Consider the following 14,168-nt stretch of genomic DNA (forward strand, 5'->3'; position numbering starts at 1 on the left):
CTGCATCGTCATTTCCATGCTGCCTACTTGCAGGCAGCATAGGCGCCTCTAGCGTCCGATCCCGGTCGGGGCGAACCCACGCCCCGAGCGAAATATTACTCGTCAGTACACCCAGTTCGTTCCCGCTAAGCAAGCGCTTTGAACTGTGACCTTCGCAACGCAGCGTAACCGGAACTCGACGGTCACGCAGCCCGGGGGGCCAAGCGGTTCAGTCACCCAGCCGCTGGAAACGTCCCTGGTGGTAGAGGAGGGGACGGCCGGTGCCGGAGGGGTCGCCGTCCACGACCTCGGCGATCACGAGCCGGTGGTCCCCGGCGGGTACGCGCGCGACGATCCGGCCCACCAGCCAGGCCAGCACACCGTCGAGGACCGGAACCCCTTCCGGTCCCTCCCGCCAGCCGGTGGGCGGGCCGAAGCGGTCGGCGCCGCTGCGGGAGAAGGTGGCGGCCAGCTCCTGCTGGTGCTCCCCGAGGATGTGGACACCGACGTGGTCCGCCGTCGCGATGGCGGGCCAGCTGGAGGCACCGGTGCCGACACCGAAGGACAGCAGGGGCGGCTCGGCGGACACCGACGTCAGGGAGGTGGCGGTGAAACCCACCGGGCCGGCCTCGCCACGGGCGGTGATGACGGCGACTCCCGCCGCGTGCCGCCGGAAGACCGAGCGCAGGAGGTCGGGCGTGGCGAGAAGGTCCGCAGGCATGGGGTCAGGCTGACGATAAATGGTACGCGCAGTCAAGTTCGTTCCGTGATGTGGGAGATGACTCACCGACGGCGTCACCCGTGTCACACCGCCTCCCCCAGTGCCGCGATCACGTCGGCCTTGCGCGGCTGTCCCGTGGCGCGACGCACCACCCGTCCGCCGGCGTCCAGCACCAGCACGGTCGGAGTCTTGAGGATGTCCAGCCGCCGCACGAGGTCGAGGTGGGCCTCGGCGTCGATCTCGACGTGGGTCACGCCCGGCACGACGCCGGCCACTTCGCCGAGGACCCTCCGGGTCGCCCGGCAGGGCGCGCAGAAGGCGCTGGAGAACTGCACGAGCGTGGCCCGCTCGCCGAGTTCCGCACCGAGTTCCACCGCATCGAGCCGCTTGCCGTCGTCGCGTCCGCGCACCCGCACTCTCCCGCTCCGCCGCCGTCGCAGCACTCCGTAGGCGCTCGCCGTCGCGAGCACCGCCACGCACACCACCAGTCCGGTCATCACATCGCGTAAGCGTTCACGAGACCGCAAAGATTCCCACCCCCCATGTACGGCCGCGCTGCGGAATGCTTGGTTCCCATGGACATCGATGCGAGAGGGCCGCGTTTCGGCGCGGTCGTCACGACCGCCGTCCTGGCGGTCGTGCTGGTCACGGGAAGCGCCTGGCTGCTGGCCTGGCAGACGCTGGCGTTCCTGCTGGGCGCGGCCGGTGGGGCCGGCCGCTCCCCGTACGGCCTGCTGTACGCCAAGGCGGTCCGGCCGCGACTCGGGCCGCCGACGGAGTTCGAGGCGCCCGAACCGCCGCGCTTCGCCCAGGCCGTGGGACTGCTTTTCGCCGGTCTCGGGCTCGTCGGCTACACCCTGGGGCCCGACTGGCTGGGGCTGGCGGCGACCGGTGCCGCGCTCGCCGCCGCCTTCCTGAATGCGGCGTTCGGGTACTGCCTGGGTTGCGAGTTGTACCTGCTCGTGCGGCGGGTGGCGGTCCGCGCGGAGTAATGGGGACGCAAAAGCACGAGGTGGGAACCTGCGGACGACGTGACGAGAATCTCGCCGCCGACGGGCACGAGGACTGGCTACCCGGCCGTTCTTCGGGCACGATCTGCGACATGCCGTAAACCTACGGCTGCGTAACTTCTCCACTGGGAATCCCTTCCCAGGCAGAGCAGGAAGGGTCCGACCCGCCCATGGCAGAGCTCGTCTACCGTCCCGTCGTCGGTTTCGCCCGCACGCTGTTCAAGGTGTGGGACCTCAAGATCGACCTCCAGGGTTCGGAGAACATCCCGCGCTCGGGCGGCGCCGTACTGGTGAGCAATCACATCAGCTACCTGGACTTCGTCTTCGACGGCCTGGCGGCGCTGCCGCAGAAGCGTCTCGTGCGCTTCATGGCGAAGGAATCGGTCTTCCGGCACAAGATCTCCGGCCCGCTGATGCGCGGGATGAAGCACATCCCGGTGGACCGCAAGCAGGGCGAGGCGGCCTACGCGCACGCCCTGGACTCGCTGCGGTCGGGCGAGATCGTCGGGGTCTTCCCGGAGGCGACGATCTCGCAGTCGTTCACGCTGAAGAGCTTCAAGTCGGGCGCCGCGCGGCTGGCGCAGGAGGCCGGCGTCCCGCTGGTCCCGATGGCCGTGTGGGGCACGCAGCGGCTGTGGACCAAGGGACACCCGCGCAACTTCAAGCGCAGCCACATCCCCATCACGATCCGGGTCGGTGAGGCGATCGAGGCGTCCCGCGACAAGTACGCGGGCGCCATCACGCGCCAGCTGCGCGAGCGCGTCCAGGAGCTCCTCGAGGCCGCCCAGCGCGCCTACCCCGTCCGCCCCAAGGGCCCGGACGACACCTGGTGGATGCCGGCCCACCTCGGCGGCACGGCCCCGACGCCGGAGCAGGTGCGGGCGGCCGAGGCGCACTGAGCCCCACCCGCCCGGTTCTCAGGCGCAGGACTCCGGAGCGCGTACGGCGATGTCCGCGCCCGGGCTGAAGCCCGTCAGCAGCTCGGCGAGTTCCGCCGCGGCCGCAGCCACCTCGGCGACCGGCATCGGGGCCAGGCTCTCCAGCAGGAAGATGCCCGATGTCGTCCCCTCGGTGAGCCGGGTGCGCGGGCCCTGACGCCAGTTCCAGCGGCGGCAGGTGACCCCCGCGTCGTCGCGCCACACCACTTCGCCCGCGTCGGGATGCTCGACGGTCTCCTCGCCGCCGGCGACGGTCACGAAGTCCTCCTCCCCCGTGGCGCGGATCAGCCGCATGCCGCCCTCGACACGGTCGAGGTCCTCGCCGCCGACCGGGATCAGACGGGCGACGGAGACGGCGTTGTAGAGGTCGACGAGCAGGTTGACGCGGGGCAGCCCGGACTCCGACAGGGCCGCTTGGCCAGCGCCTCAGCGGAGTTGCGGGTCCTGGACGGCTTCGAGCCGAACGCCGTGCAGGTCTCGCGCCAGGCGGCCATGTGCGGGTCCTCGTGCGGTGCTCGGCCGTCCAGTCGTACGGCGAGCCGCCGGGCCGCGTCGTCGAGGACCTCCGAACCGGCTTGGCTGCTGGGCCCGTTGACCAGTCCGTGCGCCTCGATCGCGACGTGCGTGAAGCCGGGCGCGAGAGCGCGTACGTCGTCGGACACGGACAGCGTGAGCGTCATGGTCGCCTTGCCTCAGAGTGCGGTGGGGAGCGTCTGCCACAGGTGCGGCCGGTCGCGAGCCGCCTTGAGAGCGTTCAGCACGACCGGATGCGGTGCAGCGTACAGCACCGGATAGTCCATTTCATTGGATGCATGGTCGGGCGTGAAGGCAAGCCTCTCGCCGCCGAGGGAGAACTGCGCGTCGACACCGGGCTTGTTGCCCCGCGGGTCCTGCCGGTGCCACGCGCCGTGGAACCGCACGGCGACCAGCCCGTGCACCTCGTCGAACTTCTGGTAGCACAGCGCGGTGGGGATGTCCTCCGCCCGCAGCAGCGCGGCCAGCGCGTGGGCCTTGGCGTAGCAGATGCCGGTGCGCCGCCTCAGGACATCGGAGGCGCGCCACGTGACACGGAGATCGCCGGAGTCCTGCGAGTGCGGGACGGCGTCGCGCACGAATTCAAAGGCTGCCCTCGCATAGCCATACGAGTCGTCCACCCCGTCGGCGAGCCTCGCCGCGGTCTCCCGGACCAGCGGGTGGTGATGGTCGATCGCCTCATCGGCGGCCAGGTAGGCGGAAAGGTCAGGCGTTTGCTGGATGAGCTGCATGCAGGCAGAGCGTAGGAAGGACCCACCCCGCAGTCAATCTTTTTACGCTCTGCCGTATACATATGCATGCCTGGGGGTGCCGTCGGGCCCTAGCGGGCCATCTCCTCCTTGAGTGCCGCCACGAACGCGTCCACGTCGTCCTCGGTCGTGTCGAACGCGCACATCCAGCGGACGTCGCCGGCGGCCTCGTCCCAGAAGTAGAAGCGGAAGCGCTTCTGAAGGCGCTCGCTCACGTCGTGGGGCAGGCGGGCGAAGACCGCGTTGGCCTGCACGGGGTGGAGGATCTCCACGCCGTGCACGGCCCGCACGCCCTCGGCGAGGCGCTGTGCCATCTCGTTGGCGTGCGCGGCGTTGCGCAGCCACAGGTCCCGGGCGAGCAGGGCCTCCAACTGCACCGACACGAAGCGCATCTTGGAGGCGAGCTGCATGGACAACTTGCGCAGGTGCTTCATGTGGCTCACGGCGTCCTGGTCGATGACCACGACGGCCTCGCCGAACAGGGCGCCGTTCTTGGTGCCGCCCAGCGAGAGGATGTCGACGCCGGCGGCGTTGGTGAGCGTGCGCATCGGGACGTTCAGGGTGGCGGCGGCGTTGGCCAGCCGGGAGCCGTCCAGGTGCACCTTCATGCCGTGCGCGTGGGCGTGCTCGCAGATGGCCCGTATCTCGTCCGGCGTGTAGACGGTGCCCAGTTCGGTGGCCTGCGCGATGGAGACGACCTGCGGCATCGCGCGGTGCTCGTCGTCCCAGCCGTACGCCTGCCGGTCGATCAGCTCGGGCGTGAGCTTGCCGTCGGGCGTCGGAACGGTCAGCAGCTTCAGGCCGCCGACCCGCTCCGGGGCCCCGCACTCGTCGACGTTGATGTGCGCGCTCTCCGCGCAGATCACCGCGCCCCAGCGGTCGGTGACCGCCTGGAGCGCGACGACGTTCGCGCCGGTTCCGTTGAAGACCGGGAACGCCTCGGCCGTCGGCCCGAAGTGACTGCGGACCACCTGCTGGAGGTTCCCGGTGTAGGCGTCCTCGCCGTACGCGACCTGGTGCCCGCCGTTGGCCAGGGCCAGGGCGGCGAGCACCTCCGGGTGGGCCCCGGCGTAGTTGTCGCTGGCGAAACCGCGGACCTCGGGGTCGTGATGACGGCGGGCGTCGGTCTTCGGCGGGTTCACGGCTTCTCGGTGAGCCACAGACGGTTTCCGTTCACTTCGGCGGCGGGCTTGTCCCAGACCTCGGTGATGGCCTCGGCCAGGTCCTTGACGTCGGTGAAGCCCGCGAACTTCGCGTTGGGCCGGTCGGCGCGCATCGCATCGTGGACCAGCGCCTTGACCACCAGGATCGTGGCCGCCGAGGTCGGGCCCTCGGGGCCTCCGGCCTTGCGGAAGGCGTCGGCCAGGGCGAGCGTCCACGCCTCGGCGGCGGCCTTGGCGGCGGCATAGGAGGCGTTGCCCGCCGTCGGCTTCGAGGCACCGGCGGCGCTGATCAGGACGTACCGCCCCAGGTCGCTGCGCTGCAGGCTCTCGTAGAAGGCCAGCGAGGTGTGCTGCACGGTGCGGATCAGCAGGAGTTCGAGGAAGTCCCAGTCGTCGAGACTCGACTTGATGAAGGTCTCGCTGCCGCGCCAGCCGCCCACGAGGTGGACGAGGCCGTCGACCCGGCCGAAGTCCTTCTCGATGTGGGCGGCCCAGTCACGGGTGGACTGGAGGTCGAGCAGGTCGACGGGTTCGCCGGTGACCGTCGCGCCGCCGGACGCGTACCGAGCCGCGTCCACGGCCTCCGCCAGCCGCTCCGGATCGTTGTCCGCGGCGGCGACCGTGGCCCCCGCCTCGGCCAGTCGCAGGATGGCCGCCCGGCCGGCGGGGCCGCCCGCTCCGGCCACCGCGATCACCGCACCGCTGAGAGCTCCGTTCCCCGCCATCGCCTTCGCCTCCTGAGCAGTGTTCCCGGTCTCGCGGAAGGTTCCGCCGCTCACGCGGCGGTCCGCTCGGCGCTGTCCGCCGTGATGCCCTTGGTGGAGGCGATCACGTTCTTCAGCTTCTTGGACAGTGCCTCATAGAACATGCTCAGCGGAAACTCGTCCGGAAGCACGTCATCGACGAGTTTGCGCGGCGGCTGCGTCGTGTCGAGGGCGTCGGGGCCCTTGGCCCACTTGGACCCCGGGTGCGGGGAGAGGTAGGTCGAGACCAGCTCGTAGCCGGCGAACCAGTGAACGAGCTTCGGGCGGTCGATGCCGTCGCGGTACAGGTCCTCGATCTCGGCGCACAGCTGGTTGGTGACCTGCGGGGCACGCTCCCAGTCGATGGTGAGCTTGTTGTCGGTCCAGCGGACGACGTCGTGCTTGTGCAGGTAGGCGAAGAGGAGCTGGCCGCCGAGACCGTCGTAGTTGCGCACGCGCTCGCCGGTGACGGGGAAGCGGAACATGCGGTCGAAGAGGACCGCGACCTGCACGTCACGGGCCTGCGGGACGCCGTCGGCGGAGAGCTTCACGGCCTCCTTGAAGGCGGTGAGGTCACAGCGCAGCTCCTCCAGGCCGTACATCCAGAACGGCTGGCGCTGCTTGATCATGAAGGGGTCGAAGGGCAGGTCGCCGTGGCTGTGGGTGCGGTCGTGGACCATGTCCCACAGAACGAACGCCTCTTCGCAGCGCTTCTGGTCGTGGACCATCGCGGCGACGTCCTCGGGCAGCTCCAGGCCCAGGATGTCGACGGCGGCGTCGGTCACGCGGCGGAAGCGGGCGGCCTCGCGGTCGCAGAAGATGCCACCCCAGGTGAACCGCTCCGGGGCCTCGCGCACGGCGATGGTCTCGGGGAACAGGACGGCCGAGTTGGTGTCGTAGCCGGAGGTGAAGTCCTCGAACTTGATGCCGCAGAACAGCGGGTTGTCGTAGCGGGTGCGCTCCAGCTCGGCCAGCCAGTCCGGCCAGACCATGCGCAGCACGACCGCCTCGAGGTTGCGGTCCGGGTTGCCGTTCTGCGTGTACATCGGGAAGACGACGAGGTGCTGGAGGCCGTCCGCGCGGTTCGCGGCGGGATGGAAGGCCAGCAGCGAGTCGAGGAAGTCGGGCACCTGGAAGCCGCCGTCGGCCCACCGGGTCAGGTCCTTGGCCAGGGCCTCGTGGTAAGCGCCGTCGTGCGGGAGCAGCGAGGAGAGCTCCAGGACGGCGTCGGCGACCTGGCGGACCGCGAGCTCGGCGTCGGCCGGGTCGGGCGCGCCCTCGGCGTCGAAGTCGATCGACCCGTCCTTGGACTGCCATGGCCGGATCCGCTCCACGGCATCCTTGAGCACGGGCCATGCCGGGTGGTCCACCACCCTGGCCACGGGAGGAAGAACTTCCTCCGAACCCACCTGCACAAGAATTTCCGTCATGTCCCACCTTCCACGGGAGAATCTCACGTATGCAGACCGTATACACACGAGGTTCCTCCCAGCAAGGGTGAACCCGGGAAATTATCCTGCCCGACCCTGTGCTCCACCGCACTTTTTCCTGTCGGTCACACTTCTGCCCGAATGCGCGGCGACCATGCCCTCACTCTCTGCACAGGGCGGGTCCAGGCGATACGGTCAGGGGGGCCGTCAGGCCCCCATCGCCGCCTGTCGACGGAAGAGAGTCGCGTCTTGAACTTCCTCACCATCGGTCACCGCGGAGTCATGGGTGTGGAACCCGAGAACACCCTCCGGTCCTTCGTCGCCGCCCAGGAGGCGGGCCTCGACGCCATCGAGCTCGATCTGCATCTCAGCAAGGACGGCGCGCTCGTCGTCATGCACGACACGGATGTGGACCGCACGACCGACGGCACCGGCCCGATCGCCGAGAAGACCCTCGCCGAGCTGCGGGCTCTGGACGCGGGCCGGGGCGAGCACGTCCCCGAATTCGAGGAGGTCCTGGAGGCCGTCCACACGCCGCTCCAGGCGGAGATCAAGGACAAACAGGCGGCGCGGGCACTGGCCGAGGTGATGAACCGCCGCGATCTGGCCGGCCGGGTGGAGGTGTCGTCGTTCCACGACGAGGCGATCGCCGAGATCAAGCCCTTGGTGCCGGGGGTGCGCACGGCACTGATCGCCAGTCGCTACGGCACCGACATCGTGGACCGCGCGGTCGAGGCCGGCGCCGGGACCGTGTGCCTGAACATCCGCCGGCTCACCCTGGAGATCGTGGAGCGGGCCCGCAAGGCCGACCTGAGGATCATCGGCTGGGTGGTGAACACGCAGGACCAGCTGCGACTGGTCCGGGCGTTCGGTCTGGACGGCGCGACCACCGACCACCCGGACATCAAACGCACCGGCCGTTTCACGGCCTAGCCGAGTTCCTTGACCAGCAGCTCGAACTGCAGGTCGTCGCGCTGCGGGATCCCGAAGCGCTCCTCGCCGTACGGGAACGGGGTCATCCGTCCCGTACGGCGGTAGCCGCGCCGCTCGTACCAGGCGATGAGGTCTTCACGCACGGAGATCACCGTCATCTGCATCTCCCGCACGCCCCACGTCTCGCGGGCCCGGCGCTCCGCCTCCGCGATGACCAGCTTGCCGAGGCCAGCGCCCTGGAGCAGAGGGCTGACGGCGAACATCCCGAAGTAGGCGTTCTCGCCCCGGTGCTCCAACTGGCAGCAGGCGACGATCCTGCCGTCCCGCTCCACCGTGAGGAGCCGGCTGTCGGGCGACTTGATGACCGCTCGCACGCCCTCCGGGTCGGTCCGCTGCCCTTCGAGGATGTCCGCCTCGGTGGTCCATCCGGCACGGCTGTCGTCGCCCCGGTAAGCCGACTCGACCAGCGCGACGAGCCCGTCCACGTTGGCGTCGGTGGCGTCGCGGTACGTCAGTGCGGTGGCGGTGGCGGCGGTCTCCATGGGCGTGCGTCTCCGTCTTCCTGGCGCGGCTCGGGCAGGGATGAGCGTAACGCCCCCACTAAGCTCCGCTGCATGGTGCATGTACTCAGCAGCCGGATCCTGCTCCGCCCAACCGACCCCGAGCGCTCCCGGGCCTTCTACGGCGAGCAGTTGGGCCTCGCCGTGTACCGCGAGTTCGGCACGGGCGCGGAGCGCGGCACGGTGTTCTTCCTGGGCGGCGGCTTCCTGGAGGTCTCGGGCCGCTCCGAGACGCCCCCGGCGCCCGCCGTACGGCTGTGGCTGCAGGTCGACGACGTGACCGCGGCACAGCAGGAGCTGCGGGCGAAGGGCGTGGACATCGTGCGGCCGCCGGTGAAGGAACCCTGGGGGCTGGTCGAGATGTGGATCGCGGATCCGGACGGGACGCCGATCGTGCTGGTGGAGGTTCCGGCGGACCACCCGATGCGCTACCGGCCCGGCATCTGAGTTCTCCCGGGGCGGTGCTCCCAGCCCCGGTCGGTGCGGGTGAGCCCGCCGAAGCCCGCACCGGTCAGGAGGGCCGGCGGGGCACTGTCGGCGGCCGGCTCACAGGCGACGAGACGGTCGACGCCGCACAGCCGCAGCCGGTCGGCGGCCCGGGCGAGCAGCCAGTGCGCCACTCCGGTGCCGGACTGCGCGGGGTCGATGTACAGGTTGCCGATGTCGGCGATACCCGCCGGGCGGGCGTGGCGTTCCGGAAGGGCCGCCACGTGCAGGTTGACCAGGTCGGTCAGCTGGTCGCGGTCGGTCCGGCGGAAGGGGCGCACCTGGAGCGCCGGCATGGGGTACCTCCGGGCAGGGTGCAGAGCCGGCGGCCGCCACGCGGTGCGGTACGGGGCGAGGGTACGCCGGGGCCGCCGCGGCGCACCACCGGGTTTCCCCCGGATGGCAGTGAGCCCGGGAGGCGGCTTAGCGTGCTGGAGGGGACCCCCGCCGCTCGCGGAAGGAACGCCATGAAACTCGACGCACCGGTGACCGGCGGTCCCTGCTGGACCGAGCTGGGGACCAGCGATCTGGACGCGGCCCGGCGGTTCTACACGCGGCTGTTCGGCTGGCGGCCCGAGACGGACGCGCGTCAGGAGGCCGGCGGGTACACCGTCGCGCACCTCGGGGACGCGGCCGTGGCGGCGCTCGCCCCGCTGTACCAGCCGTCGCAGCCGGTCGCGTGGAACGTGTCGTTCGCGGTGGCCGACGCGGACGCCGTCGTGCGTGCGGTGACGGAGGCCGGCGGGTCGGTGCTGTTCGGCCCGACGGACGTGTTCGACGCGGGCCGTTTCGCGGTGGCCGCCGATCCCGGCGGGGCCGTGTTCCAGCTGTGGCAGGCGGGGACCTTCCCGGGCGCCGGGCTGTTCAACGCGCCGGGTTCGCTGGGCTGGGTGGAGCTGATGACGCGAGATCCGCAGGGGGCGGTGTCCTTCTACACGCGGGTGTTCGGCTGGACGGTCGCCCCGTCGGACCGCTACACCCAGTGGGGCGTCGGCGGCGCCGACTTCGGCGGCATGGTGACCATGGACGAGAAGTTCCCGCCCGAGGTGCCGGCGCACTGGCTGCCCTACTTCGCGGTGGCCGACGTGGACGGCACGACCGCCGTCGTGCAGCGGCACGGCACGGTCCTGATGGTGCCCACCTCCGTTCCCGACGGCCCGCGCATCGCGGTGCTGCGGGACCCGCAGGGGGCGGTGTTCGGCGTGTACCGGGCGGACGACGAGCGCTGAGACGACGGTGTGTGACGCCGAGGGCATCGGTGGGGGCTTGCGCTGAAGTGCACTCCAGCTCCTAGCGTCCTGCGCACGACCTGCCCGAGAGGACAACCGTGCGTTACACACTGTTCGGCAAGACCGGTCTGCGCGTGAGCGAGCTGAGCCTCGGCGCGATGACCATCGGCGACGACTGGGGCTGGGGCGCCGGTGAGGAGACCAGCGCCCGGATCGTCGACGCCTATGCGGAGGCGGGCGGCAACTTCATCGACACCGCCAACAACTACACCGACGGCAGCTCGGAACGGATCCTCGGCGAGCTGCTCGAAGGCCGGCGCGACAGGTTCGTACTGGCCAGCAAGTACACCTGCGGAATCCGTGACGGTGACGTCAACGCCGCGGGCAATCACCGCAAGAACCTGGTCCAGTCGGTGGAGGCGAGCCTGCGGCGGCTGCGTACCGACCGGCTGGACGTGCTGTGGGTGCACGCCCGGGACAACTTCACACCGGTCGAGGAGGTCATGCGGGCCCTGGACGACCTCGTCCGCACGGGCAAGGTGCTGTACGTCGGTGTCTCGGACTGGCCGGCCTGGGAGATCGCCCGGGCCAACACCCTTGCGGAGCTGCGGGGATGGACCGCGTTCGCCGGTTCGCAGCTGCGCTACAGCCTGCTGGAACGGACGCCGGAGCGCGAACTGCTGCCGCAGGCCCGGGCGTTCGACCTGGCCGTGCTGGCGTGGGCGCCGCTCGCGGCCGGAAAGCTCACCGGCAAGTACCGCAAGGGCGAGGCGGGGCGTCTCGACACCACCGGCGGGGACGCCGACCCGCGCGAGGAGGCGGTGGTCAGCGCCGTGCTGGAGGTGGCCGAGCAGGGCGGCTGGAGCCCGGCGCAGGTGGCGCTGGCCTGGTTGCTGGCCCGGCCGGGGAACGTGGTGCCGATCATCGCGGCGACCAGGGAGAGCCAGCTCGCCGACAATCTGGCCAGTGTCGACGTCCGCCTCGACACGGACGCCCTCGCCCGGCTCGACGAGGTGAGCGCGGTGCCGCTCGGCTTCCCGCACGATTTCCTCCGGGAGCCGGCCATCACCGAAGCCGTCTACGGCGACCGCTGGGAGGCCGTCGACGACCGCCGCTCCACGCATCGCCGCACGGTGCACGAGGTGCTGTGACCGGTGCGCCGGCGCGTCCGGGCCGGTGGCCGCATCAGGCCCGCAGCGCTCCGAGCCGCCCCTCCAGCTGGCTGAGCAACTCTCCCAGCGAGGAGGCCAGTTCGCCCTGCGCGGAGCCCTCGATGCCGGACAGCACGGCGGTCTCGTAGGCGAGCTGGACGGGCAGGATGCCGTCGACGAGGTCGCGCCCGGCGTCGGTGAGGCGCAGGTGCACGACCCGCCTGTCACGGGTGTCCCCGCGCCGTTCGACCAGCCCGCGCTCGGTCAGCTGCTTCAGGCGCTTGGTGACGGCGGCCCCCGAGGAGAAGGTCTCCCTGGCCAGCTCCCCGGGCGTCAGCTCGTGCCCCGTACGACGCAGCGCGCCCAGCAGATCGAACTCGGGCCGGCTGAGCCCCGCCCGGCGCAGGGGAGCGTCCTCGGCCTGCTGCAGCAGAGCGGCACAGCGGTTGATCCGCCCGATGATCTCCATCGGCCCGGTGTCGAGCCCGGGGTGCACGGCCTGCCACTGCCGCACCACGGCGGCGACGGTGTCACCCCGGCGGCCACCCGGGGTGTCCGCTTCGGCGGGGAGGCTGCCGCGGACGGTGTCGTCCCCACGGCCACCACCCGGAGCGCCGGCCTCGGTGGAGGGGCCGCCTCCGGGGTCGCTCGCCGCGGTGGCCGCTCCCGTCGTCCCCGCCTCGTCGGCCGCCCGCTCCTCCGCCGCCGGCTGCGGGCCGTGACCCGTGTCGCTCCGCTCGGGCGATGGTCCTTCGGTCGGCGTCATGGCCGTGCGTCCTCCGCTTCTGTGGCCGGGTCCCGGTCCGGGAGCAGGCCCTGGCGTCGGGCCGTCGCGGCGAGCGTACGGTGTCCGGACTGCTCGGCGAGCACGACCCGCTCCTGCGGCAGGGCCCGCTGCCACCATTCACCGGCGGCGGCGTCGGCGGCGGCACGCAGGTCGGCGAGCGCGACGGCGAGGCCTCGGCGAGCCGATTCCAGGCCCGTGGTGCCGGGGCCCGGCTCGGCCAGGAGGCGGGCGGCGTGCTCGCGGGCCCGGTCGGCGGTGGTCAGCGCGTGTTCGACACGGTCGCCCGCGCGCCGGTCGGTGACGGCCACGGCGGCGACGAATCCCACCAGCGCACCGACGACGGTGTCCACGACCCGCTCCGTCATCAGCGTCCTGGGCTCCTGGTATCCGGCGAACTCCGTGATGAGCAGGGCCATGGGCGTCACGCAGACGCTGCCGAGCCAGTAGTTCCGGCTGATCAGCACCTCCGCGCCGAAGCTGAACGCCAGGCAGCACAGCACGAGCGCCATCGGTCCCAGGTGCGCGAGCGGCACGACCGCCAGGAAGACGAGCACGCCGACGACGTTGCCGACGACCCGCTGGACGGCCCGGCTCCAGGTCAGAGCGGTGTTGGCCTGGTAGAGCGAGGCGGCGGTGACCAGTGCCCAGTAGGGGCGGCCGATGCCGAGGGCGAGGGAGGCGTAGCCGGCGAGCGCGCAGCCGAGCGCGGTACGCACCGCGAGCGGGGTCAGTGGCCCCAGCCGTGCCCGGAGGGGCCGGGCCGCGGCCACGCCGAGCAGTTGACCGGCGCCCGCGTCCGGCAGTCCGGCCTCCGGGACGGGCCCGGTGCCGCGCAGCGAACCCGCCCACGCGCGCAGCCGGCCCGCGTCCGCCTCCGCCGGCGCCGCGAGGGCGACCTCGGCACGGACGACGAGCCGTTCCAGAGCGCGCCGGGTCCGGGAGGGGGCGTTGGTGGACAGCAGCGACTGCCAGGCGGCCTGCACGGCGGCATAGCCCGCGGCGCGGGCCCGGGCATGGCCCTCGCCCGTGCGGCCGGTGGCGGCGTACCCGGCGGCGGCCTTCAGAGCGGCGGCGGTGGCGCGGCGCTCCGGTCCGTGCGGCCTGAGGAGCGCGGGCGCCATGCAGACCAGCCAGGCCCAGGCACCCGTTCCTGCGGCCAGGGCCAGATGTCCGGGCACCTGCCCCATGGTCTGCGGCGCGAACAGTGAGGCGGAGCTGACGAACGTGAGGACGACGTTGCCCGGCGGGCCGACCCGGGTGGCGTCGCACAGCACCTTCTGCGCGGCGGCCAGCAGCGCGCCGACGGTGACCAGGACGACGGCGCTGCCGGTGAGCGAGGCCGCGACCAGGGCGACGGCGAGCCCGCCGAGCATGCCCAGCACCACCCGCGCCAGGACCCCGGCCCGGGCGGCGTAAGGGCGGTTGTGTGCGTACAGGGCGCACAGGGAGCCGGCCATCGTGTACATCACCAGGTCGAGCCGGCCGAGCGCGAGCAGGGTGAGGGCGGGCGGGGCGATCGCCGCGACCACGCTCACAGCGGGCTTGAACCAGATCTCCGAGGGCCTGCCGAGGCGCAGCACACCCGCCAGCGGGAGACGCCGGGCGGGTGGGGTGGAGGGCATGGGGGGCGCACTGCTCATACCCAGAAGATTAACATGTATTTTACTCGTGAAGCATATCCCCTCACCTGGCGTGCTCCGCCGAATGCTCCCCGTGTACACCCTTGCGCTTGCGTGCGCGCCGCATGGCCCGGGC

The 14,168-nt window shown here is 71.5% G+C and carries 16 protein-coding genes and 1 pseudogene; 6 read left to right on the forward strand and 11 right to left on the reverse strand.

Translation table 11 applies throughout. The features are described 5' to 3' along the window. Positions 1 to 208: 208 nt before the first annotated feature. Both ACFCXS_RS29345 and ACFCXS_RS29350 read right to left on the reverse strand, forming a co-directional pair. Complete coding sequence (locus ACFCXS_RS29345; protein ID WP_376646357.1) at positions 209 to 700, reverse strand: flavin reductase family protein; 492 nt, start codon at positions 698 to 700, stop codon at positions 209 to 211. An 83-nt stretch (positions 701 to 783) separates the two neighbouring features. After that, complete coding sequence (locus tag ACFCXS_RS29350) at positions 784 to 1,197, reverse strand: thioredoxin family protein (protein ID WP_376646358.1); 414 nt, start codon at positions 1,195 to 1,197, stop codon at positions 784 to 786. Between the two features lie 78 nt (positions 1,198 to 1,275). On the opposite strand from ACFCXS_RS29350, the gene ACFCXS_RS29355 reads away from it, so the two are divergent. Continuing rightward, positions 1,276 to 1,692 carry a DUF4395 domain-containing protein gene (locus tag ACFCXS_RS29355; RefSeq protein WP_376646359.1) on the forward strand — a complete coding sequence of 139 codons (417 nt, stop codon included), beginning with the start codon at positions 1,276 to 1,278 and terminating at the stop codon, positions 1,690 to 1,692. A gap of 188 nt (positions 1,693 to 1,880) precedes the next feature. Next, positions 1,881 to 2,609: a lysophospholipid acyltransferase family protein gene (locus tag ACFCXS_RS29360; protein WP_376646360.1), complete on the forward strand. Its 729-nt coding sequence runs from the start codon at positions 1,881 to 1,883 to the stop codon at positions 2,607 to 2,609. 18 nt (positions 2,610 to 2,627) lie between these two features. Here ACFCXS_RS29360 and ACFCXS_RS29365 read toward each other — a convergent pair. The 5 genes and pseudogenes from ACFCXS_RS29365 to ACFCXS_RS29385 form a co-directional block, all read right to left on the reverse strand. Beyond that, positions 2,628 to 3,328, reverse strand: a pseudogene (locus ACFCXS_RS29365) (B3/4 domain-containing protein). A 12-nt stretch (positions 3,329 to 3,340) separates the two neighbouring features. Beyond that, a complete protein-coding gene (locus ACFCXS_RS29370) occupies positions 3,341 to 3,913 on the reverse strand; it encodes a transglutaminase domain-containing protein (protein WP_376646361.1) in 573 nt (190 codons plus the stop codon). 89 nt (positions 3,914 to 4,002) lie between these two features. Then, the gene (locus tag ACFCXS_RS29375; protein WP_376646362.1) at positions 4,003 to 5,073 is read right to left on the reverse strand and encodes a threonine aldolase family protein; all 1,071 of its coding nucleotides are present in this window, start codon (positions 5,071 to 5,073) and stop codon (positions 4,003 to 4,005) included. Continuing rightward, on the reverse strand, positions 5,070 to 5,819 hold the full coding sequence (locus ACFCXS_RS29380) for an SDR family NAD(P)-dependent oxidoreductase (RefSeq protein ID WP_376646363.1): 750 nt from the start codon (positions 5,817 to 5,819) through the stop codon (positions 5,070 to 5,072). The genes ACFCXS_RS29375 and ACFCXS_RS29380 overlap by 4 nt, the downstream gene beginning before the upstream one ends. A 50-nt stretch (positions 5,820 to 5,869) precedes the next feature. Next, positions 5,870 to 7,267, reverse strand: a complete 1,398-nt coding sequence (locus ACFCXS_RS29385; protein WP_376646364.1) for a DUF6421 family protein — start codon at positions 7,265 to 7,267, stop codon at positions 5,870 to 5,872. A gap of 249 nt (positions 7,268 to 7,516) precedes the next feature. On the opposite strand from ACFCXS_RS29385, the gene ACFCXS_RS29390 reads away from it, so the two are divergent. Further along, positions 7,517 to 8,200 (forward strand): glycerophosphodiester phosphodiesterase, encoded by a 684-nt coding sequence (locus tag ACFCXS_RS29390; RefSeq protein ID WP_376646365.1) that lies wholly within the window; start codon positions 7,517 to 7,519, stop codon positions 8,198 to 8,200. Here the strand turns inward: ACFCXS_RS29390 and ACFCXS_RS29395 are convergent. Beyond that, positions 8,197 to 8,742 (reverse strand): GNAT family N-acetyltransferase, encoded by a 546-nt coding sequence (locus ACFCXS_RS29395; protein WP_376646366.1) that lies wholly within the window; start codon positions 8,740 to 8,742, stop codon positions 8,197 to 8,199. The genes ACFCXS_RS29390 and ACFCXS_RS29395 overlap by 4 nt on opposite strands. 72 nt (positions 8,743 to 8,814) lie before the next feature. Here ACFCXS_RS29395 and ACFCXS_RS29400 point away from each other — a divergent pair, with 72 nt between their 5' ends. Beyond that, a complete protein-coding gene (locus tag ACFCXS_RS29400) occupies positions 8,815 to 9,207 on the forward strand; it encodes a VOC family protein (RefSeq protein ID WP_376646367.1) in 393 nt (130 codons plus the stop codon). On the opposite strand, the gene ACFCXS_RS29405 is transcribed toward ACFCXS_RS29400, so the two are convergent. Further along, on the reverse strand, positions 9,189 to 9,542 hold the full coding sequence (locus ACFCXS_RS29405; RefSeq protein WP_376646368.1) for a hypothetical protein: 354 nt from the start codon (positions 9,540 to 9,542) through the stop codon (positions 9,189 to 9,191). The genes ACFCXS_RS29400 and ACFCXS_RS29405 overlap by 19 nt on opposite strands. A gap of 171 nt (positions 9,543 to 9,713) precedes the next feature. Here ACFCXS_RS29405 and ACFCXS_RS29410 point away from each other — a divergent pair, with 171 nt between their 5' ends. After that, positions 9,714 to 10,475, forward strand: a complete 762-nt coding sequence (locus tag ACFCXS_RS29410) for a VOC family protein (protein ID WP_376646369.1) — start codon at positions 9,714 to 9,716, stop codon at positions 10,473 to 10,475. A gap of 98 nt (positions 10,476 to 10,573) precedes the next feature. Continuing rightward, the gene (locus tag ACFCXS_RS29415) at positions 10,574 to 11,626 is read left to right on the forward strand and encodes an aldo/keto reductase (protein ID WP_376646370.1); all 1,053 of its coding nucleotides are present in this window, start codon (positions 10,574 to 10,576) and stop codon (positions 11,624 to 11,626) included. Between the two features lie 34 nt (positions 11,627 to 11,660). Here the strand turns inward: ACFCXS_RS29415 and ACFCXS_RS29420 are convergent, their stop codons facing one another. Together ACFCXS_RS29420 and ACFCXS_RS29425 are read right to left on the reverse strand one after the other, a co-directional pair. After that, positions 11,661 to 12,143, reverse strand: a complete 483-nt coding sequence (locus ACFCXS_RS29420; protein ID WP_376646491.1) for a MarR family winged helix-turn-helix transcriptional regulator — start codon at positions 12,141 to 12,143, stop codon at positions 11,661 to 11,663. A gap of 245 nt (positions 12,144 to 12,388) precedes the next feature. Further along, entirely contained in the window at positions 12,389 to 14,053 is a 1,665-nt protein-coding gene (locus ACFCXS_RS29425) for an FUSC family protein (RefSeq protein WP_376646371.1), read from the reverse strand. Positions 14,054 to 14,168 lie beyond the last annotated feature (115 nt).

Source organism: Streptomyces sp. NPDC056373 (assembly GCF_042262425.1).
Lineage (GTDB): Bacteria > Actinomycetota > Actinomycetes > Streptomycetales > Streptomycetaceae > Streptomyces.